The organism is Streptomyces angustmyceticus, assembly GCF_040701845.1.
In the GTDB taxonomy this organism is placed as follows: Bacteria; Actinomycetota; Actinomycetes; order Streptomycetales; family Streptomycetaceae; genus Streptomyces; species Streptomyces angustmyceticus_A.
Genome location: NZ_JBFBHQ010000001.1, coordinates 869,582 through 888,486 on the forward strand (window position 1 = coordinate 869,582; position 18,905 = coordinate 888,486).

General features: G+C 70.7%; 20 protein-coding genes. 4 read left to right on the forward strand and 16 right to left on the reverse strand.

The features are described 5' to 3' along the window. Window positions 1-11: 11 nt before the first annotated feature. From gntA to AB0411_RS03690, 3 genes are all read right to left on the reverse strand, one after another. Window positions 12-782: a guanitoxin biosynthesis heme-dependent pre-guanitoxin N-hydroxylase GntA gene (gene gntA, locus AB0411_RS03680; protein ID WP_366415532.1), complete on the reverse strand. Its 771-nt coding sequence runs from the start codon at window positions 780-782 to the stop codon at window positions 12-14. Window positions 783-1,109: 327 nt separating this feature from the next. Next, on the reverse strand, window positions 1,110-1,784 hold the full coding sequence (locus AB0411_RS03685) for an HAD family hydrolase (protein WP_366415533.1): 675 nt from the start codon (window positions 1,782-1,784) through the stop codon (window positions 1,110-1,112). 52 nt (window positions 1,785-1,836) lie between these two features. After that, on the reverse strand, window positions 1,837-2,538 hold the full coding sequence (locus tag AB0411_RS03690; RefSeq protein ID WP_366415534.1) for a class I SAM-dependent methyltransferase: 702 nt from the start codon (window positions 2,536-2,538) through the stop codon (window positions 1,837-1,839). A gap of 343 nt (window positions 2,539-2,881) precedes the next feature. Here AB0411_RS03690 and AB0411_RS03695 point away from each other — a divergent pair, with 343 nt between their 5' ends. After that, window positions 2,882-4,201, forward strand: coding sequence for a sensor histidine kinase (locus AB0411_RS03695; RefSeq protein WP_366415535.1), 1,320 nt, complete (start codon window positions 2,882-2,884; stop codon window positions 4,199-4,201). A gap of 52 nt (window positions 4,202-4,253) precedes the next feature. Here the strand turns inward: AB0411_RS03695 and AB0411_RS03700 are convergent, their stop codons facing one another. After that, complete coding sequence (locus AB0411_RS03700) at window positions 4,254-4,481, reverse strand: DUF5133 domain-containing protein (protein WP_366415536.1); 228 nt, start codon at window positions 4,479-4,481, stop codon at window positions 4,254-4,256. Window positions 4,482-4,714: 233 nt separating this feature from the next. Beyond that, window positions 4,715-5,575 carry an RNA polymerase sigma factor SigF gene (locus tag AB0411_RS03705; protein WP_366415537.1) on the reverse strand — a complete coding sequence of 287 codons (861 nt, stop codon included), beginning with the start codon at window positions 5,573-5,575 and terminating at the stop codon, window positions 4,715-4,717. Window positions 5,576-5,899: 324 nt separating this feature from the next. Here AB0411_RS03705 and AB0411_RS03710 point away from each other — a divergent pair, with 324 nt between their 5' ends. Further along, on the forward strand, window positions 5,900-6,073 hold the full coding sequence (locus tag AB0411_RS03710; RefSeq protein WP_159469106.1) for a CsbD family protein: 174 nt from the start codon (window positions 5,900-5,902) through the stop codon (window positions 6,071-6,073). A gap of 111 nt (window positions 6,074-6,184) precedes the next feature. On the opposite strand, the gene AB0411_RS03715 is transcribed toward AB0411_RS03710, so the two are convergent. Then, window positions 6,185-7,078 (reverse strand): SigB/SigF/SigG family RNA polymerase sigma factor, encoded by an 894-nt coding sequence (locus AB0411_RS03715; protein WP_403145235.1) that lies wholly within the window; start codon window positions 7,076-7,078, stop codon window positions 6,185-6,187. A 371-nt stretch (window positions 7,079-7,449) separates the two neighbouring features. Here AB0411_RS03715 and AB0411_RS03720 point away from each other — a divergent pair, with 371 nt between their 5' ends. Further along, window positions 7,450-7,779: an STAS domain-containing protein gene (locus AB0411_RS03720; protein WP_366415538.1), complete on the forward strand. Its 330-nt coding sequence runs from the start codon at window positions 7,450-7,452 to the stop codon at window positions 7,777-7,779. 110 nt (window positions 7,780-7,889) lie between these two features. Here the strand turns inward: AB0411_RS03720 and AB0411_RS03725 are convergent, their stop codons facing one another. The 10 genes from AB0411_RS03725 to AB0411_RS03770 all read right to left on the reverse strand — a co-directional run bounded on the left by AB0411_RS03725 (window position 7,890) and on the right by AB0411_RS03770 (window position 16,778). Beyond that, window positions 7,890-8,438: a ferritin-like domain-containing protein gene (locus AB0411_RS03725; RefSeq protein ID WP_366415539.1), complete on the reverse strand. Its 549-nt coding sequence runs from the start codon at window positions 8,436-8,438 to the stop codon at window positions 7,890-7,892. A gap of 334 nt (window positions 8,439-8,772) precedes the next feature. Next, window positions 8,773-10,665 carry a glycoside hydrolase family 15 protein gene (locus AB0411_RS03730; protein WP_366415540.1) on the reverse strand — a complete coding sequence of 631 codons (1,893 nt, stop codon included), beginning with the start codon at window positions 10,663-10,665 and terminating at the stop codon, window positions 8,773-8,775. Between the two features lie 146 nt (window positions 10,666-10,811). Continuing rightward, the gene (locus tag AB0411_RS03735; RefSeq protein WP_086720076.1) at window positions 10,812-11,039 is read right to left on the reverse strand and encodes a DUF6458 family protein; all 228 of its coding nucleotides are present in this window, start codon (window positions 11,037-11,039) and stop codon (window positions 10,812-10,814) included. A gap of 171 nt (window positions 11,040-11,210) precedes the next feature. Further along, entirely contained in the window at window positions 11,211-11,735 is a 525-nt protein-coding gene (locus tag AB0411_RS03740) for a hypothetical protein (protein WP_366415541.1), read from the reverse strand. 93 nt (window positions 11,736-11,828) lie between these two features. Further along, window positions 11,829-12,191, reverse strand: coding sequence for an STAS domain-containing protein (locus AB0411_RS03745; protein WP_366415542.1), 363 nt, complete (start codon window positions 12,189-12,191; stop codon window positions 11,829-11,831). Continuing rightward, entirely contained in the window at window positions 12,188-13,282 is a 1,095-nt protein-coding gene (locus AB0411_RS03750; protein ID WP_366415544.1) for a cobalamin B12-binding domain-containing protein, read from the reverse strand. Before AB0411_RS03750 ends, AB0411_RS03745 begins: the two co-directional genes overlap by 4 nt. Continuing rightward, complete coding sequence (locus AB0411_RS03755) at window positions 13,279-14,916, reverse strand: PP2C family protein-serine/threonine phosphatase (RefSeq protein ID WP_366415545.1); 1,638 nt, start codon at window positions 14,914-14,916, stop codon at window positions 13,279-13,281. The genes AB0411_RS03750 and AB0411_RS03755 overlap by 4 nt, the downstream gene beginning before the upstream one ends. 154 nt (window positions 14,917-15,070) lie before the next feature. Further along, complete coding sequence (locus AB0411_RS03760) at window positions 15,071-15,430, reverse strand: ATP-binding protein (protein ID WP_366415546.1); 360 nt, start codon at window positions 15,428-15,430, stop codon at window positions 15,071-15,073. 365 nt (window positions 15,431-15,795) lie between these two features. Continuing rightward, window positions 15,796-16,188, reverse strand: coding sequence for an ATP-binding protein (locus tag AB0411_RS03765; RefSeq protein ID WP_366415547.1), 393 nt, complete (start codon window positions 16,186-16,188; stop codon window positions 15,796-15,798). A 236-nt stretch (window positions 16,189-16,424) separates the two neighbouring features. After that, a complete protein-coding gene (locus tag AB0411_RS03770; RefSeq protein ID WP_366415548.1) occupies window positions 16,425-16,778 on the reverse strand; it encodes a PRC-barrel domain containing protein in 354 nt (117 codons plus the stop codon). Window positions 16,779-17,902: 1,124 nt separating this feature from the next. On the opposite strand from AB0411_RS03770, the gene AB0411_RS03775 reads away from it, so the two are divergent. Next, complete coding sequence (locus AB0411_RS03775) at window positions 17,903-18,745, forward strand: SAM-dependent methyltransferase (RefSeq protein ID WP_366415549.1); 843 nt, start codon at window positions 17,903-17,905, stop codon at window positions 18,743-18,745. The last annotated feature ends 160 nt before the right edge of the window (window positions 18,746-18,905 follow it).

Sequence of the window (18,905 nt, forward strand, 5' to 3'; positions counted from 1 at the left end):
GCGGGACGCGCTCACCGGTGGTGCGGGAGAAGCCCCTGGGTGTAGTCCTCGGTAGCCGGTTCGTGCCGCGAGACGTAGGGGCACTGCCAGTCCTCTTCGGTGTACCGCCCCGAGTAGTGCCGCGCGGGCTGCTCGTACTCGTACTCCGTGAAACTCGGATTGACGGAACCGTTGTTCTTGACCTCGCGCCTGCGAATCGCGCCCTGCATCGAGTAGAAGTTCTCGCCGAGGAGCGTGAACTGTGTGAGGGAATTGAAGGCGATCGCCGCCGTCGTGAAACGGCGGCTCGCCCGGGACGAGCCGGGGTGCATGCCGACGACGAAGAAGGCGTGGCCGCCGGCGTGGAATCCGAAATTGGCCTGCTCGGGGTCGGAGGACGTTCCCGTGTCCAGGCCGAAGGTGCGGCTGTCGAGGTCGTGCATGCGTTGCAGATGCCGCCAGAGAAGCTCCTCATAGGCGTGCTCGTCGATCGGGCCGGGCGCGTCGAACGTCGCGACGAAGGTGCGGAAGCTCTGGTCGGACAGCAGGGGACGGACGGCGTCGACATACGCCACGAGGTCGCGGAGGTTCTCCTCCGCCGACGCCTCGTCGCCCAGTCTTCGGTAATGCCGGTGGGTGAGACTGCGGCGTTTCAGTGCGGCGCGGGCACCCAGGCAGCTGAACTCCCGGGTCTGGATGAAGCGTTCCAGTGCGGTGCGTACGGCATCGGTGCGTATCGCGTCGGTGCGTACGACGTCCGCGCGCAGGGGGTCGGTGGATATCGCGGTGCTGTGTTCATTCATCGTGAGACCTTGGCCGGATCCGGTGGTTGACCCCATGACAGTGCGGGGCGCGGGGGCGGTCGGCAAGGCATTAATCGGACGAAGGGCGACAAGTCAAGCAGTCTCCCCCTCCGGGGGAAACGGCACCGCAAAGCGGCCGGTCGCGCCCGGAGGGAAACCAGGGTCCGGCGGCCTCTTGCCGGAGCCGGCGGGTGACGTGGCGAAGAAGGTCCGGCGTCTCCCTGTCCCCGGCCCGGCGATCCTCCCTGCCCTCACCGGTCCGGGAGCCGGCTCCGAACGAGACGGCTCAAGGGCTTCGGGCGGCCCCTCAGGGCAGCGTGAAGGTGATCATCGGGTCGCGGACGGTCCAGGACCCCGGCGCCGGGCGAAGGCGAGGATGTCGGGGACCGCTTCGCGCAGGCTCGCGAAGTGGCGGTGCACGCCTGCCACGGCGGCCGCGCTGTTGACGCCCCACACGGTCATGCCGGCCCGCAGACCCGCTTCGACTCCGGAGGGGGCGTCCTCCACGACCAGGCAGTCCTCGGGCCGGGCACCGAGCTGCTCGGCGGCCCGCAGGTACGGCACGGGCGAGGGCTTGCCCTCTTCCACCGCGGCCGCGTCCACGACGACGTCCGGGACCGGCAGGCCGGTGCGGGCAAACCGCCCGCGCACCCGGTGCTCATAGTTGGAGGTCACCAGCGCCCACGCCCCCGACGGCAGAGCCCCCAGCAGCTCCGATGCACCGTCGAAGGCCCCGTAGACGCCGGACCGGACGTCCTCGTCCTCCAACGCGTGCAGCGCCGCCAGACACTCCTGCGGGTCCTGGTCCGGAACCACTCTCGCGAAGGTCTCCAACGGCCGCGTCCGCAGCGCCACCTGGTGGACCTCGTCCGCGTCCACGCCGTATCGCCCCGCCCACGTCGCCCAGACCCGGCGCTGGTTGTCCACGGCGTCGATCAATGTGCCGTCGACGTCGAAGAGCACGCACATCCTGGGTTCGGGCCGCACTCGTTCACTGGTCATGCCGTGAATCCTGCCAGGTGGACCCCGGGGATCACTTACGGTCCGCCGCCGCTCAGGGCAGCGTGAAGAAGATCATCGGGTTGTGGTCGCTGTCCCTGACCGGCTCGTCCAGGCCCACGTCCTTCTTCACCAGGGCCAGTTGCTGAGTCACCTGGGGTGCCTTCGCGGTGGACGGGGTGAGGAATTCGATGTTCTGGTCGGCCAGCCACTTCACGATGACCGCCCCTTCGCCGAACGGCTTGGGGCGCCGGCCGTGGAAGACATCGTGGACGCTGGTGGGCGTCCGCGGCGGGACGGCGGGGAAGAGGTTCTCGATGTACCAGTGGGCGAAGCGCGCACCGTGGTCCGCGTCGATGAAGAGGTAGTCGGTCTGCTCGGCGGGGATCTTCTCCGGGTGTTGCTGGATGTCGCCCTGGGTGAACGTCCAGCGGTCGGCGGAGAGTTCGCGCGGCACGTTGCGCACCACGTTGTCGACGATGTCGAACGAGTGCAGATGCCCGGTCCCGTTGTCGCGGAGCGCGCTCAGGATCCACATCGTCGACCAGCCGTAGAACGTCCCGATCTCCACGACGACTTCGGGGCGCAGGTCGCGGAGGAGCAGATAGGTGATCTCCGCCTCGTAGTCGTCGAGCTGCGCCTTCATCGCCTTGCCCCGGTCGCGGAGGAACGTGCGCTGGGCGTCACGCACCGCCCGCAGGTCGTCCTGGTACTTCGCGTACAGGCTGCTGATGTGGTCGACGGTTATGGGTTCCACTTTTCCTCCACCGGGTGGGGCGTCTTGATGCGAACGGGCGCTGTACTCGGGGGAACGGCGCGCACGCGCGGACCAGGGCTCCCCGTGGCATGCGCGCATGCCCCTCCCCCGCCCTTCGCCGCGTGCGCAGCCGCCGTTCCCCCGTCCCCCGTTCCTCCCCCGACAAGCGACAACGTTAGATTTCGGAGGCGGGAGCGACATCACGCTCAAGAGCCAATTGATGCGTAGCTCCGAGGTATCCGGCGGCTGGCTCTCAGGTATGACCGAGCGCACCGGTCCGGGCCGCCGGCGCCCGCCGTCCGTTCGCCGGCCGCGCGCCACGGTGCCTCCGTACGATGGCCGCGTGACTCCGGACAACCTCACCGCCTCGTCGCGGTCGGGGCGGCGCCCGTTCAGCGCGCGGCCTCTCCTTGCCTTCGCACAGGCGCTGAGCCGCGACCTCTCCCCGTTCCGTCACGAGGCGGCGGCTCCCGCGGCCCGGCCCAAGGGGCGGGTACGGCGCCATCTGCCGCTCGTCCTCGCCGCGCTGGTCGCGGTGGATCTGGGCATCTCGGGCACCCTGATCACCGAGGGGCAACCCGGCACGGTGCGGGCGCTGTCGGCGCTCACCGCCTGGGCCCAGGCCCCCGCCTTGGTACTGGCCCGCTACCGGCCGGTGGCCGCGTGGTGGCTGTCGCTGACCGCGGCACTGCCGTACGCGGTGGGCGGGGCCCTCATGGGGGCCGCGCTGGACAGCGCGGGGCCGTGGCCGTGGACGGCCCCGGGGCTGATGGCGCACCTCGTCGTCACCCTGATCGTCGCCTGCCGGCTCCGGCCGCGGGTGTACTTCGCGCAATGGGCGCTCACCCTGCTCGTGGGCGGGGCGCTGACCGTCGGGCTGTCGCCCCGGGTCGAGATCAACGGCCTGTTGCCGTGGGGGCTGCTGTCGGCGTTCGGGCTGGTGGTCGTCACGGCCGTCCGCGGGCGCCTGGACAGCCGGCGGGAGCTGCGGAAGCAGGAGGCGCTGACCGAGTTCGAACGCTCCCGCCGGGCCCTGCTGGAGGAGCGCACCCGCATCGCCCGCGAACTGCACGACGTCGTCGCCCATCACATGTCCGTGGTTGCCGTGCAGGCGGAGGCCGCGCCCTACCGGGTGGCCGAGCCTCCCCAGGAGCTCAGCGACAGTTTCGGCAGTATCCGGGAGAACGCGCTGGCCGCCCTGACCGAGCTACGGCACATCCTGGGCATGCTGCGGTCGGAGGAAGAGATCCCGGACAACCGGTACACGCCCCAGCCCACCCTCGACAACGTCGGGGAGCTGGTGGCCAACGTCCGCGGGGCGGGCCTGCGGATCGACTGGTCCGTCGACGGCACGCCCCGGCCGGTGCCGCAGCGCGTCGAGCTGTCGGCCTTCCGGATCGTGCAGGAGGCCCTGAGCAACGCGTTGCGGCATGCCCCGGGCTGCCGGGTCGAGCTGGAGATCGCCCACCGCCCGTCCGGCCTCGGCATACGCGTCGCCAACAGCCCGGTGGTCACGGAGGTGCGGCGGGGGCCTGGCACGGGCCACGGGCTGCTGGGGATGCGGGAGCGGGCGTCCTCGCTGGGCGGCAGCGTGCAGGCCGGGCCGCGCGCGGACGGCTGGTACGAAGTGCGGGCCTCGCTCCCCACCCACCTGCCGGACTGAGCGGCCTCCGGGGCCTGGGCCCGCATCGCACTCCCCCGGGGCGAGCGACCGGTCAGCCCGCGAGGAGCGAACCGTCCCGCACCCCGGCGCCCGGCAGCCGGTGACGGGCGGCGGCCAGCGCCGCGTCCACGTCGCGGGTGCCGGTGGAGACGCACAGGGTGTAGGCGAGGTCCTCCATCCTGCGGCGCACCTCGGCCTTGCCCTGGCGGGCGTGCAGCAGCTCCAACGCCTCGTACTCCTCGACGAGTTCCAGCAGCACCGCAGGGTGGGCCATCAGCATCGTCCGGTTCCTTTCCGCAGGTGAAGCGATTCAACGCTGCGGATGCCCGCCGGCCGCCTCCCTACACACCGATGGCGTGAATTCGTCCCGCGGGCGGCGGGCGACGGTCCGGGCAACCGAACGCCGGTGCCGTCACCAGCGAAAACTGCTGGTGACGGCACCGGCGGGGGAAGCGCGGGGGCTGCTGAGGACGACTGCAGCGGCACCGTCCGGCACCGCTGCGGGCGGCGGTCTCAGCGGTCGGTGAGCATGCCGGCCCGGAGCTTGGACAACGTACGGGTCAGCAGCCGGGAGACGTGCATCTGGGAGACGCCGAGCTCGGCACCGATCTGCGACTGGGTCATCTCCTGGCCGAAACGCAGCTCGATCAGGCGGCGTTCGCGCGCGTCGAGCGTGTCCAGCAGCGGAGCCAGCACATGCAGGTCCTCGACGGCCTCCAGGGCCGGGTCGTTCTCGCCCAGGACGTCGACGAGGGTGCGCCGCTGCTCCGAGGGGTCCGGGTCGGCGGGGGTGTCGAGCGAGCCGGCGGTGTAGCCGTTGGCGGCGACGATGCCCTCGATGACCTCTTCCTCCGAGAGGTTGAGGTGGCCGGCCAGTTCCCGGACGGTGGGGTCGCGGTCGAGGGAGGCGGCGAGGTGCTCCTTGGCCTTGGCCAGGTCGCTGCGCAGCTCCTGGAGGCGGCGGGGCACATGGACGGCCCAGCCGGTGTCACGGAAGAACCGCTTGATCTCCCCGAGGATGTAGGGGACGGCGAAGGTGGAGAACTCCACCTCGCGCGAGAGCTCGAAGCGGTCGATGGCCTTGATCAGACCGATCGTGCCCACCTGGATGACGTCTTCCATGTCGTCGCCGCGGTTGCGGTAGCGGCGGGCGACATAGCGCACCATCGACATGTTCATCTCGATGAGGGTGTTGCGCGCGTACTGGTACTCGTGCGTGCCCTCTTCGAGGACCTGGAGCCGCTCGAAGAACTGCTTGGAAAGCTCCTTCGCGTCGCGCGGGGCCACCTTCTGCGGCTGCGTCACCTCCGGCAGTACGGAGTCCGTGTCGGCGTACCGCTGCTCGGTCGTGGTCTCGCTCACGATGGTGATCATCTCGCCTTCCCGCGCGCCCGGCACCCGCGGACGCTGCAGCGGCCGCCTACCCCGATCCCACACCACCATGCCTGCGAACCGGAAACGAATTTGAAGCCGTCGGCGAAACCGCCCGGGACGGGACGGAGCGGGCATCAGCGGCACGTCCAGGGGCACACGTCGCAGCACGGCCCGGGGCGTGCACCGCCTCGCAAGGGACTCACCTCCAGCGCGGTGTGCGCTCCGGGCCGCTTTGCTCTCCCCTGTAATTCCTCTCCTTTCCCCGTCGTTTGAGGGCGCGGGGCGGGGGCACCCGGAAAGTGCCGCCAACGGAAGGACCGCACCATGAGTGCCAGCGAAAAGGTCAAGGCCATCGCCGAGCAGACCATCGGAAAGGTCAAGAAGGAAGCGGGCCGAGCGGTCGGCAATGAGAGCGCCACCGCCGAGGGCTCCGCAAAGGAATCCAAGGGAGATCTCCGCGGGGCGAAGGAGAAGGCCAAGGACGCTTTCAAGGAGTGACCGGCGCACGCATGCGGGAGGGGCCACAGCGCAGAAGCTGTGGCCCCTCCCGCATGTTCCGGCCTCGCTCTCCTTTTGGCGGGGCCGGGTCGGAAGCGGCCCGCACCGGGGTCACTTCTGGCTGAGCATTCCGCTGCGGAGCTGCTTGATGATGCGGGCGAGCAGGCGCGAGACATGCATCTGGGACACGCCGAGCACCGCACCGATCTGCGCCTGCGTCAGCTCCTGGCCGAAGCGCAGCTGGATGATGAGGCGGTCGCGGTCGCTGAGCAGCTTCAGGAGCGAGGCCAGGGTGCACCGGTCCTCGATGCGCTCGGTGGCGGGGTCGGTGGCGGCGAGGACATCGGCGAAGGTCGGCCCGTCGCCCGGCGCCGCATCGCTGTCGCACGCCACGTTCAAGGAGACGGCCGAGTAGCCGTTGGCGGCCACGAGGCCCTCGATGACCTCCTCCTCGGTGAGCTGCATGTGCTCGGCGAGCTCTTTGACGGTGGGCTGCCGGTCCAGGAGCATGGACAGCTGTTCCGTGGCCAGGGCCAGGTCGGCGCGGAGTTCCTGCAGCCGCCGGGGGACGTGGACCGCCCAGCTGGTGTCGCGGAAGAACCGCTTGATCTCCCCCAGGATGTGGGGGATGGCGAAGGCGGCGAACTCCGTCCGGCGGGAGCGGTCGAACCGGTCGATGGCCTTGATCAGACCGATCGTGCCGACCTGGACGATGTCCTCCATCTGGTCACCGTGACTTCGGTACCGGGAGGCCACGTACCGCACCAGGGACAGATTCATCTCGATGAGCGTGTTGCGTGCGTACTGGTACTCGGCGGTGCCTTCGTCGAGTTCCCCGAGCCGCTCGAAGAACAGCGGCGACAGGGCCTTGGCGTCTCGGGGAGCCACACTCCCGGCATCCTCGATACGAGGAAGCGTGGTGGAAGATTCTCCGGCGCGCGGTGACGGCCCGTCATGGGCCCCCTGCAGTTTTGCGTCCGATACGTCCTCGAAAACCGCGTTCATGGTTCACCTCCGGAATTCAGGTCGTGTGAGCACGCCCATTGCCCGGCCCCGTGACGGTTATGCGGCACAGCGCAACAATCACCCCGCCGAGTGGCGCAATCGGTGTACCGGAGGGAGCCATCCGCGCATATCCGGGTCATTCGTCCGGCGCATGACCGGCACCGCATCGGATGTTTCGTGGAAGGTTCCGGCATGGCGCAGAGGGAGGGATTCCGAGAGCGGCGGCGCGCACCGTTCGGGGACGGCTTCGGGTGTCCTGCGACGGCCTTCGGCGGCCTCGGCGTCCCTCGATTGGCCGAACAGGAGACTGCCTAGAACCCGTGCCCGAAACTCATGGCATGCTGGCGGCCATGTACGTTCATACACCGGCTGTGGTGACTCATGCTGTCGAGGACGAGGTCTTCGTCGTCCGTGTCAGCGGGTCCCTCGATCACGACAGCGCGCCTCTCCTGGAAGAGGCCTGCGCGCTGGCGAAGGACTCCGGCGCTCCGCGTACCGTCATCGACCTGTCGCTCACCGACTTCGCCGACTCCACTGTGCTGCATGTACTGCTCGCCGCCCAGCGGGCCCACCACCGGCAGGACCGCAGGATGATCGTCGCCGGGCCGTTCCACGACGTCGTCCGCCGGCTCTTCGATGTCACCGGCACCGCCGGATACTTCACGCTCGCCGACAACGTGCCGGGCGCCCTGGAGGGCTGAACACCCCCGCCACCGTGCCGGCGCAGTGCGACGGCGGTCGACGGCGGCACCCCTTGTCCCCGGGGTGCCGCCGTCGAGCGCCGTCATCAGGCCAACTGCCGTGGCCCGCGTCAACCGCGCTTCTTCTCCTGCGGAATGCGCTCCAGCAGCCCTCGCAGGTCGTCCGCGTGCTCCTCCTCCTGCGCCAGGAGTTCTTCGAAGACGCGGCGGGTGGTCGGATCGCCGTCGCCCAGCCACTTCGCGATTTCGGTGTACGAGGCGATGGCCACGCGTTCGGCGACCAGATCTTCCTTGATCATGTCGATGAGGTCGGAACTGGCGTCGTATTCGGCGTGCGCACGCGAGGTGAGCGTGTCCGGGTTGAAGTCGGGCTCCCCGCCGAGCTGGACGATGCGTTGTGCCAGCTTGTCGGCGTGCTGCTGTTCCTCCGCGGCATGCTCCAGGAACTCCGCGGCGACCGGTTCCGAATAGAGACCGGAGGCGGTGTAGTAATGCCGCTTGTACCGCAGGGTGCACACGATTTCTGTGGCCAGTGCCTCGTTGAGCACCTGCAGGACGCGGGTCACATCGGCCCCGTACGCTTCGGTGACCGGCCCCTTGTCCATCTCGCGGCGTGCGCGCTCGCGGAGCGTTTTGAGGTCGGTGAGAAATTCAGCCACAGTATTCCTGCCCTTCGGTTCTCGTAGGCTGGACAGCGCTTCACTGGGGGGTGTGCCGGTAAATTCCGAGCTGTTCAGGAGTGACACATCAAGACCGGGAACGGCTCCCGAGGCGACGACAGCCAGTATGCCCATATCGGAGCCGGCGGTCGGCATTGTCCCGCCGGCAGCGAGGTGTTTCCTGTTCCGGCACGATTTCCTGTTCCTTCGTGACACCGCGCGTGCCCTGGATTCCGGCGGGCATTCCCGTAGGGCCATGGCCGGAAGTGAGGGGCATTGCCTCCTTGCCGCCCCTGCCGGAATGCGGGTACGGGCCCGGGGCGCGAAGGGCCGCTCAGCCCATGAAGCCGTCCAGGCTGGTGGCCGCGCTGATCAGTGCGAGGTGGGTGAAGGCCTGCGGGAAATTCCCCAGATGGTCGCCCGTCATCCCTATCTGCTCGGCATACAGGCCGAGGTGGTTGGCGTAGGTGAACATCTTCTCCAGCGCCACCCTGGCCTCGTCGATCTGCCCCGTGCGCGCGAGTGCCTCGACCCACCAGAACGAGCAGATCGAGAAGGTCCCCTCGGTACCGTCCAGGCCGTCGGGAGACACCTTCGGGTCATAGCGGAACACCAGGCTGTCCGTGACGAGTCCCTCGCCGATCGCCCGCACGGTGGCACGGAACCGCGGGTCCTTGGGCGACAGGAACTTCACCATCGGCAGCACCAGGAGCGAGGCGTCCAGAATGCTCTCCGGCGGCTGCTCCGGGTCCCCGCTGAGGCGTTGGACAAAGGTCTGGTCCTCCGCGCTCCAGCCCTGCTCCATGATCTGGTGGTAGATCTTGTCGCGTTCCGTCATCCAGCGCCCCAGGTCACCCGGCAGGCCGCGCTGCCGGGCCATTCTGATCATGCGCTCCACCGCCACCCAGCACATCACCCGCGAATAGGTGTGGCGCTGCCGGCCGGCCCGGGTCTCCCAGATGCCCGCGTCGGGGCCGTCCCAGTGCTCCAGGAGCCAGTCGAGGAGGGAGCACAGGTCGGTCCAGCTCTCGTGCGAGATGCCGTCGCCGTGCTTGTTGAACAGGTAGACGGCGTCGAACAGTTCGCCGTAGATGTCCAGCTGGAGCTGGCCGGCGGCACCGTTGCCCACCCGGACGGGGGCCGAGCCCCGGTAGCCCTCCCAGTGGTCGAGGACCTGTTCGGGCAGCTCCGCGTGGCCGTCGATGGAGTACAGCACGCGCAGCGGCACCTGGTCGTCGTCACGGGCCCCGCGCAGGCAGTTGGTCAGCCAGCCGATGAAGGCCTCTGCCTCGCGGGTGAAGCCCAGGCGCAGCAGGGCGTGGAGGGAGAAGGCCGCGTCGCGGATCCAGACGTAGCGGTAGTCCCAGTTCCGTTCGCCACCGACCTGTTCGGGGAGTCCGAGGGTCGGTGCGGCGACGATGGCGCCCGTCGGCTCGTGGGTCAGGAGTTTGAGGGTCAGCGCGGAGCGGTGCACCATCTCGCGCCAGCGGCCGGTGTAGGTGGACTGGCTCAGCCACCGGCGCCAGAACCGTACGGTGGAGCGGAACAGCTCCTCGGCGGCCGGTGCGTCGACCAGGTCGACGGCCGGCTCGGCGGGGGCGGGCCCGGTGGTCTCCAGGACGAAGAGCGCCGACTGGCCCTCCGTCAGGTCGAATTCACCGACCGCGTCCTCGTTCTCGGCGCGGAGGGTGACGCTCGCCTGGAGCGAGACGTCCAGCGCCTCGCTCGTGAAGCGCACGCCGTGCGGCTGGGGCTCGGCCTTGTGCGGGTCCCGGCCGTAGTTCATCCGTGGTGCGACGACCGTGCGGATCCGTGCGCTGCCCCGGACGGCGACCACCCGCCGCACCAGACGCTGCCGGTGGCCCTGGTCCCCCTCCGCCCGTATGGGCATGAAGTCCTGTATCTCGACGATGCCGTTCCCGGTCAGCATCCGCGTCATCAGGATGTTGGTGTCGGGGAAGTAGTACTGCTGCCGTTTGGCCACGTCGCCCACGGGGCTGAGGTGCCAGTGGCCGCCGTTGCGGGCGTCGAGCAGCGAGCCGAAGATGCTGGGCGAGTCGAAGCGCGGGGCGCAGAACCAGTTGATCCGGCCGTCGGTTCCGACCAGCGCGGCCGTGCGCAGGTCGCCGATCAGCCCGTGTTCGGCGATGGGAAGGTAGTCCTCGCCCGCCGCGCCGATCGCTCCCCTCGGGAGGGAAGCCGCGTCCGCCGTGCGGTGGTCTGTCATCAACTGCCTCTCCCGGCAATGCGGTTGTCCGCCCGTGCGCTGTACGTCGGCTCGTCAGGGGTCACCACGGGACCGGAGGTGCCGGCGGCGCGGGAGCGGCAGGAGGCGTTCCCGAGGCGCCCGGCCCGAACCCACCGGCCCGTCCTTCACCGGTAGGTACGCGTCTCCTCGACGTCGACCACCGGAGCCCCGGGAGACGGCGGCTGGACGCGCCGCCGCTTGAGGATGCTCACATAGGCCGCCAGGCCGATCACCCCCACGGCCATCATGATGAGCCCGACCAGGTCGAGGTTGACGCTGGACAGGTGCCAGTCCACGGCGAACGTGAGAATGGCACCCACTGCGATCAGACCGATGCATCCGCCGATGCCCATGATGGTCTCTCCCTCCGGTAGGCAAATACTGCTGACCTCGCGTATGCCCCGGGGAAGCACATTCAAAGGCCCCGCGGCACAAACGCCCCGGGGCGGGCGTCCGTTGCCGGGTCGCATCCTTCGACGCAGGCCTCCCGAGCGCCGCAACGGGAAGGCCGGCGGGCGTTCCGCTCAGCCCGTGATCAGCCGCCGGTAGGGCGTGCCCTCCGGCGTGTACACCAGCACGACGTCCTTGCCCGCCCCGGTGGCCACCTCGCGCAGGCGGGCCAGGACGTCGGCCTCGGAGGGAAGGGCAAGACCGAGGGCCGCGGCCGCACGGTCGCGCCGGTCCGCCAAGTCGGGCATGTCTTCCAGGTGGTCGGCGGCCGCCTCGGCGCTCTCCTCCGCGGTGAGGGCGGGGCAGTCCCGCCACCAGGGCGCGACCAGGAGGAGCCGCAGCAGCTCCGGCAGGCCGATCGCGACCAGCGCCGCGCCGCCCTCGGAGTCCGCGTACAGGACCGGGTGTTCCTCGCCGCCCTCGCCGCAGAAGAAGTACGTGCCGCCGGCGCCGTCGCCCGCGAAGCCCTCCAGCGCCGCGCCCGACGCGAGGTGGACCTCCTCGACGTGGTCCCCCCGGTCGAGTGCGAAGTCGCCCGGCCAGGCCAGGAAGTCGGCGGTCTCGTCGTGTGCGGCGAGGGCGGTGATCAGCGGGTGCATGCGCCGCACCATAGCGGCGGGCTACGACAGGCGGGCCCGTCGCCCGCCGGCCAGCCCCTCCTTGCCCATGGCGGAGGAACCGCCCCTGCTGCGTCAGCCCGTCGGGACGGTGCCCTGCTGTCCCGGCGGGGAGGTGAGGTGCGTGAGGGTGCCGGTGACCGTCAGGAGGCGGTCCAGGGCGGGCGGCCGGTCGTCGAGGTGGAGGTGGATGCCGGCGGCGCTGGTGCGGCGGTGCAGCGCCAGCAGGAGGGAGAGTCCCATCGGGTCGCAGGCCCGGACGTGCGCGCAGTCGAGGTGGAGGTCGCGCAGGTGCGGCTGGGCGGCGATCTGCCGGAGGGCGCGGGCGAGCACCTCCTCCGCGGTGGTGTGGTCGAGGTCCCCGGAGAGGTGGAGGTGCGCGGTGTGGCGGTCCGGGGTGGTGGCGGTGAGGCCGTCGCCGGGTGGGTGAGTGGTCATGCAGCAGTTCCGGAGTCGGGGTCGCTGTCGAGGGCCCGGCGGGCGTGGGCCAGGATGCGCCGGGCCCGCGGGAAGTCCTTGAGCTGTTCGCCGAGGGCGTCCAGCGCCGGGTGCAGGGAGTGCGCGGGAACCCCGCGGGTGGTGAGGATCGAGCCGGTCCACACCAGGAACCGGCTGAACAGCTCGTCGTCATCGGTGTAGAGGGCGGTGGCGAGGAAGTCGGTGATGTGCGCGAGGTCCTCCGCGGTGTGCTGCCGCTGCTGGACGGAGTAGTCGCGCATGGCCGGGAAGCGCTCTTCCAGCCGCACCAGGGTCTCCTTGACGAGCTGCGGCCCGGTCCGTGCCACCAGGGAGTACTCCTGGTCGGACAGGTGCGGCAGGTCGTCGACGGGCTGGTGCCCGAGCGCCGGGGGCGTGGTGGCCGGCATCCCCTCGGCGAGGAAGTCGGCGGCGGTACGGGCGTCCGGCGCCCAGGCGTCGGCGCCGAGGAGCCGGGCGTAGCGGCCGTCGGGCCCGAAGGCGGCGCCGCCGACCACGACGGGGACACCCACGGCCTGGCAGGCGGTGATCGCCGCGTGGGCGGTGGGCAGCCGGGTGGCGATCGAGCTGGACAGGGCGACCGCCTGCGGCCCGGTCCGGTGCAGATGCGCGATCAGGTGCGGGGCGGGCACTTGCGCGCCGAGGAAGTCCACCTGCCAGCCGCGCAACCGCAGCACCTCGGCGAGGAGACGCGCGGGCAGCGCATGCCACTCGCCGTCCACGCAGGCCACCGTGATGCGCCCGCGCCGCGCCGCCGCGTCGGCCGGCCGGTGGTGGGCGAGGGCCGCGACGACCCGGTCGTTGATAGCCGTTGCGGCGTGCTCCTGCGCCACGGTCATCCGGTTCGCTGCCCAGTGCTCGCCGACCCGGTGCTGGACGGGCGCGATGACGTCGAGCAGCACCTCCTCCGGCGGGACGCCGGCATCGACCGCGTCGAGCGCCTGGCGCACGGCCGCGTACTCGTCCACGGACACGACGGCGTCCCACAGGGCGTCGACGTAGGAGGTCAGGCGTTGCGCCGGGGAAAGCGGCGCGGCGGGAGAGGGCGTCATGACGCACACCTGCCCCGGGTGCCGCCGTCCACCGCGCCGGGGTGCGCATGGCGGGGTGCGGTGATGGCGACCACGGCCATGTCGTCGTGCCGTCCGTTCCCCACCCACTGGGCGGCGAGCATCCGGATCCGCTCGACGACGGCCTCGGCCGGCATCCCCGCGCACTCGCTCAGCGCCGACCGCAGCCGTTCGTCGCCGAAGAACTCGTCGCCCAGGGGCCCGCCGGAGGCTTCGGTGATCCCGTCGGTGTACAGCAGGCACGACTCCCCGGGAGCGAGGTCGACGTCGGCGGTCCGGGAGGTCACCTCCGGCAGCGCGCCGACGAGGGACCCGCGGGTGTCGGCCTCCTCCACCCGGCCGTCCGCCCGGACGATGAGCGGGGCGGGGTGCCCGGCGCTGGTCACCCGCAGTCGGACGGTGCCGCCGCGCCGGGCCACCGAGGCGAGGACCAGGGTCGCGAAGCGGGTGTGGTGGGAGTCGAGCAGCGCACCGTTGAGGAGGTGCAGCACCCGCTGGTGATCGGTGGCCAGCGGCAGCAGGGCGTGCAGCGTGTTGCGGATCTTCCCGGTCTGCACGGCGGCCTCCAGGCCCTTGCCGCACACGTCCCCGAGGACGACCAGCGACTCCTCGTCGGGACCGGCGCCCGCGTGCACGTCGTAGAAGTCGCCGCCCACGCGGTCGGTGTCGTTCGAGGCCCGGTAGCCGCCGGCGAACTCCACCCCGCTCACCTGCCGCAGCCGGGGCGGCAGCAGGTCCCGCATCAACGTCCGGGTGATCGCGGCCTGTTCCGCGTACAGCCGCGCGGCGGACATCGCCGCCCCGGCGCGCGCGGCGAACAGCCGGGCGAAGGTCTCCTCGCGCTCGTGGAACGCGGCCTGGTCGGAACGCCGCAGCAGGATCAGCGCGCCGGCCGCCACACCATGGCCGGGGAGCGGGGTGACGGCCACCGAGCCGATGGCGCCGAGCGCGGGCGGCCGCACCCACTCCGGCACCGCCGCGGGGTCTATCCAGCGCGACGGGACGGGCGGAAACCCCTGCAGGGCTTCGACCAGCCCCGGTACGGAGGCGGGGTCCGCGAGGACCTTGTCGCGCACCACCTCCCCGTCCGGCCCGCAGTAGCTCACGGACAGCCGCCGTCCGGAGGGCGGCGCGATCACGACGGCCGCGTCGGCCAGATGCTGGGCGGCGAGCCGGGCGGTGACCTCCGTGCACCGGTCGGCGTTCAGGGAGGCGAGGAGTTCCGTCGAGGCCTGGGCGAGAAACGCGGTGCGCTCCCGCTCCGCCCGCAGGGCGTCCTCCGCCGACCGGCGGGCGGTGTCGTCGACCAGCCACCACACCACGTCGCCGTTCTCCGTGCGGCTCGGACGGGCCTCGATGCTGCGGTCGCCGGCGGCTCCGCGGGCGGGCTCGGCGTCGTCGGGCCGCAGCGGGTCGGTGAAGCGCCGGTGGGCCTCGGTGAGCCAGCGGGGCAGGACCTCGTCGAGCGGGGCACCCGGCCCGGCGCCCGGGAACAGCAGGGCGGCGGCGTCGTTGACGGCGCGCACGACACCGGACGGGCCGGTGACCAGGACGGGATGGGGAGCGGAGCGCCAGGCGGCATCGATGCCGGGGAACGGCGCGGTCGCAGGGGGCATGTCGGAACTTTTCACCATGCGGGGTTCGCCACGTCCACCCCATCACCTCACAGAACCGGCAGGGGTCCTTCCCCTTTCGGCAACCATCCCCCACGGACACCGTGCGGGGCAATCGTCATCCGGCGGACGGCAGGAGATCGTGCGCCCGGTGGCATCACAGCGGAAGCGTCACGCGGATGGTCTTGCCGGTCGTGGTCGGGACGATGTCGACGGTGCGGGACAGCCGCTGTATCAGGGGCCAGCCGTATCCACCCGTGGTGTCGGGGCCCCGGGGCACGGGGGCGGTGGGGCACCGCTCGCTGCCGTCCTCGACCGCCAGCTCCAGGTACCCGTCGACGATCCGCGCGGTGAATCCGGTGAGCCCGCCCGCGTGCCGCTGGGCATTGGTGACCAGCTCGGTGGTCACCAGGAGGGCGTCGACAAGGGCCAGGTCGTCGACCGGGCTCGCTGTCCCGTGCAGCAGGTCGTGCACGAAGTTGCGTGCTTCGGCCGCCCTGGCAGGTACTCCCCGCATCACACTCTTCCATCTCCATACGCCCGCGCCGTCCCGGTGGCGCCGTGTCGCTTGTCCGCCCGCCCGGCGGGCGCGGCCGCCGGGGCACTGTCTCGCACGGGCACCGCTCTCGGACGGGGCGCTGCCCTCGCACGGGGCACCGTCTCGCGCGGCAGGACGGCAATACTCTCAGGCCGTGTCGCGGGCACCACGGCGGGGAGCGGGTAGGGGGGACCCGGCGCGCGGGCGTCGGGGCAGCGGACCGGAGCGCGGGGCGCGGCACACGGCGGTCCGGGAGCGGCGCTCGGCGGCCGGGCGGATCCGTGAGCGGCGTCCGGCGGCCAACAGCCCGGGGAGCACTGCCCGGCGGCGTCACACCGGCGGCATCAGCCGGACGTGCGGTCGAAGGAGAGCGGAATGGTCACCGTAATGGCTTTACCGCCCGGGGTGGGAATAATGACGACGCAGGCGGTGAGTTGCTGAATCATCGGCCAGCCATATCCACCGACCGCATATTTTTCGCGACCGGCGGCGGTGGCGGGTTGCCGGCGGTTGTGATCGGCGACGGTGACTTCCAGGCGATCGGCCACGATCCGGGCGGAGAAACCGGAAAGGCCGTCTCCATGACGCTGGGCATTGGTGACCAGTTCCGAGGTGACCAGCAGGGCGTCGATGACGGAGAGTTCACCGATCCGCGGACGGTGGGCGCTCAGCAGCTCATGAACACGGGCGCGCGCCTCTGCCGCTTTGTTCACCGGGGTCTGCTGCGCACCCGTCACGCTCTCACCTCACGCCTGATCCATCTCCACGTCCTGGAGCTCCGCCGCTCGCTCATCCACGGGCCGCACCGAAGGCTACTTCGCCGAGAGGGTCCTTTGACGGCTTCCCCGGATCCGGGGGGGGCACGCGCCCCCCGCACGGCGCCGCACGGGTGAGACACCCCGGGCCGGCCGGCCACCCCGGCGGCGGCCGGCCCCTCCCGCGCCGGACCCGCCCCGGACGACCGGGATCCGCTTCACACCAGGGGAAATCCCCCGAAATAGACCCCGACCTGATGAAGGTAATCGGCGCTGCCCGCGTGCTCGTCCCCCTCGAAGGAGGGCGCGTCCTTGATCTCCTGCCGGGTGCGGCCGACGTAGACCTTCTCCTCTTCCCGGTCGATACCGGTCACCGTGCCGGCCGGCAGCACGACGCGCCGCCCGAGGATCCACGGACCGGTGTCGACGACGAGGTGCGCGGAATCCACCTCGTCGGAATGCTTGTCGACCTTGCCGATACTTCCGTCGAGGGCTTCGACGCTGTACCCCTCGAGGGCCGTGCCCGCCCGGTACCCGGAATCGGGAAGGTAACCCCAGACAGTGGAACTCATGCAAAATCCCTTCAACGCGACGCGAGAGCGGGCTCTGTGCCGCCACCGCTCTCCCTGGCTCACACCCCTGAACAAAGGGGTACGGCGGCCGGCCCTTTTCACCATGCCGGTCATCCCGACAGTGCTCTGTTGCCCCGGGACCGTTTTCCGAAACAGCGGCGAAGAGGGCCCGCGACCACGGTCCGCCGTTCTCTTTCCGCGGATACGGGAACGTGCCGTTCCGCGGATACGGGAACGCGCCGGCCCGGCGGGCAGAGCACCACCCGCGGAGCCGGAAAGGCCGTCGCCGCGCCCGCTCGCTCCCGCTCGGGGATTCTCCGAAGAGGAGTCGGGCGGGGCGGCCCCCTCGCGGACGAGCTGCGACTGCGGACGCATCCCCCGCATGCGCCGCCGACCCACGGATGCCGCCTCAACGGGCCGCGGCAGCACGTCGGTTGGCGCTCACCCGGCTGAGGGGCGCCCTCGCACGGGCACAGAAACGGACACCGGCACCGCCCCCGGAGCGCGAGCCGGACACCTCACACCCGCCCACTCAACTCGCCCGCCACACAGCATCGTTGCCGTCTCCACCGACGAAACATCGATGCCACGGACACCGGAGTCCGACAGTGGAGATCCGGCCTGCGATGGCCACTTTCTTGCCGACATGGGGGTCCCGGGCACGTCGCCGAAGCCGCGGCACCGGGGACGGCCGGCCACCGCGATGTCCGGTACCCGACCCCCGGAGGCTTAGGGGCGCCCGGCATCCACCCCTGCCCTCCGGGGAGCAGTGGCCGGATCATGCGGGCACCCCCGTACGGGAAACACCGGGGAAACATGAAGGAAAAGAAAAGCGGTGGCCAAAACCGGTGGCCAAAAACCGGTGGCCGGAAATCATCGACCGAGTTTCACGGCCAGCGGTCGTACTATTCATCCGTCCGTGTCCTTCAATCAGACCGGTCTTGCAACCGGGCGGATCACGCACCGTAGGATCCTTTCTCGTTAGACCGTTTGGCGTATGGCGTCGACATGCCGTGTGCCGCACGAAAGGATGCCTTCTTGGATTGGTCGACACGGACCATTAAGGGCTCTTCATCGCTGGCCTTCGCGGACAGGTCGATTTTCCGCGGCGAGGGGGATTCCCGGTGACCCAGGACTACGAAATCGGGCTGGCCGGCGTCTCGGAAACCGCCTTGTGGACCGCGCAGATGCGGGCCGGTGAATCCCGCAAGCCACACGCATTGTTCAGCGACCCCTGGGCCGGGCAATTCGTGGCGGCCGCGGGTGGCTTCCATGGCCCGCCCGGGGCCGGTGCCTTTCAGGTTCTGCTGCCCGAATGGCTGGCGGTGCGCACCCGCTTCTTCGACGACCACCTCACGGCTCGTGCCGGCTCGGGGTGCCGGCAGGTGGTGCTGCTGGGAGCGGGCCTCGACACCCGGGCCCTGCGGCTCGACTGGCCCGCGGGAACCCGGCTGTACGAAGTGGACCTGCCGGCGGTGCACGCCTTCAAGGAGGCGGTGCTCGCGGGCAGCGCCCCCTCGGTGGCCGAGCGCATCGCCGTCCGGGCCGACCTGCAAGGCCCCTGGTCACAGGCTCTGATCGCGGCCGGTTTCGATCCGGCCGAGCCAACGGCGTGGCTGTGCGAAGGGCTGCTCTACTACCTCGAACCCGAGGTGGTGGCGGAGCTCGTGGCCACCGTGTCCGGGCTGTCCGCCCCGGGCAGCAGCCTGGGCGCCGAATGCCTCAACGCCGAAACCGCCCAGTCCTCGTTCATGCGCCCGTGGCTGGAGGACATGGCCGCGGCGGGGACGCCATGGCCGTGGCGGCTGCGGGATCCGGAGAACTGGTGGGCCCGCCACGGCTGGGCCGCCGACGTCACGGATCTGTGGAGCCTGCCTTATGTGGTGGAGCGGATGGGGGCTTTTCGCAATCTTCTCCAGGGGGGCGAGGAACTCAGCATGCTCTTGGTCTCCGGAATGCGGAAGTAACGCACTACTCGCCCTGCCGGAAGGCCGGAAAGGAGTTTCCTCGGAATGGATGATCTCCAGGTGGAAGGTTCGGTCAAGGAATCCTTTTGCGTCGATTTCCCGGAACACGGGAAGGATGAATTCATCTCTGCCGAACCAACGGTGCGGCAATCGGCGCCGC

Coding starts and splice junctions, on each gene's coding strand:
- AB0411_RS03735 (WP_086720076.1), bottom strand. CDS start 11,039: ATGGGCATCGGCGGATGCATCGGTCTGATCGCAGTGGGTGCCATTCTC.
- AB0411_RS03710 (WP_159469106.1), top strand. CDS start 5,900: ATGAGTGCCAGCGAAAAGGTCAAGGCCATCGCCGAGCAGACCATCGGA.
- AB0411_RS03705 (WP_366415537.1), bottom strand. CDS start 5,575: ATGATCACCATCGTGAGCGAGACCACGACCGAGCAGCGGTACGCCGAC.
- AB0411_RS03715 (WP_403145235.1), bottom strand. CDS start 7,078: ATGAACGCGGTTTTCGAGGACGTATCGGACGCAAAACTGCAGGGGGCC.
- AB0411_RS03750 (WP_366415544.1), bottom strand. CDS start 13,282: ATGACGCCCTCTCCCGCCGCGCCGCTTTCCCCGGCGCAACGCCTGACC.
- AB0411_RS03740 (WP_366415541.1), bottom strand. CDS start 11,735: ATGCACCCGCTGATCACCGCCCTCGCCGCACACGACGAGACCGCCGAC.
- AB0411_RS03730 (WP_366415540.1), bottom strand. CDS start 10,665: ATGACAGACCACCGCACGGCGGACGCGGCTTCCCTCCCGAGGGGAGCG.
- gntA (WP_366415532.1), bottom strand. CDS start 782: ATGAATGAACACAGCACCGCGATATCCACCGACCCCCTGCGCGCGGAC.
- AB0411_RS03745 (WP_366415542.1), bottom strand. CDS start 12,191: ATGACCACTCACCCACCCGGCGACGGCCTCACCGCCACCACCCCGGAC.
- AB0411_RS03685 (WP_366415533.1), bottom strand. CDS start 1,784: ATGACCAGTGAACGAGTGCGGCCCGAACCCAGGATGTGCGTGCTCTTC.
- AB0411_RS03760 (WP_366415546.1), bottom strand. CDS start 15,430: ATGCGGGGAGTACCTGCCAGGGCGGCCGAAGCACGCAACTTCGTGCAC.
- AB0411_RS03755 (WP_366415545.1), bottom strand. CDS start 14,916: ATGCCCCCTGCGACCGCGCCGTTCCCCGGCATCGATGCCGCCTGGCGC.
- AB0411_RS03700 (WP_366415536.1), bottom strand. CDS start 4,481: ATGCTGATGGCCCACCCTGCGGTGCTGCTGGAACTCGTCGAGGAGTAC.
- AB0411_RS03770 (WP_366415548.1), bottom strand. CDS start 16,778: ATGAGTTCCACTGTCTGGGGTTACCTTCCCGATTCCGGGTACCGGGCG.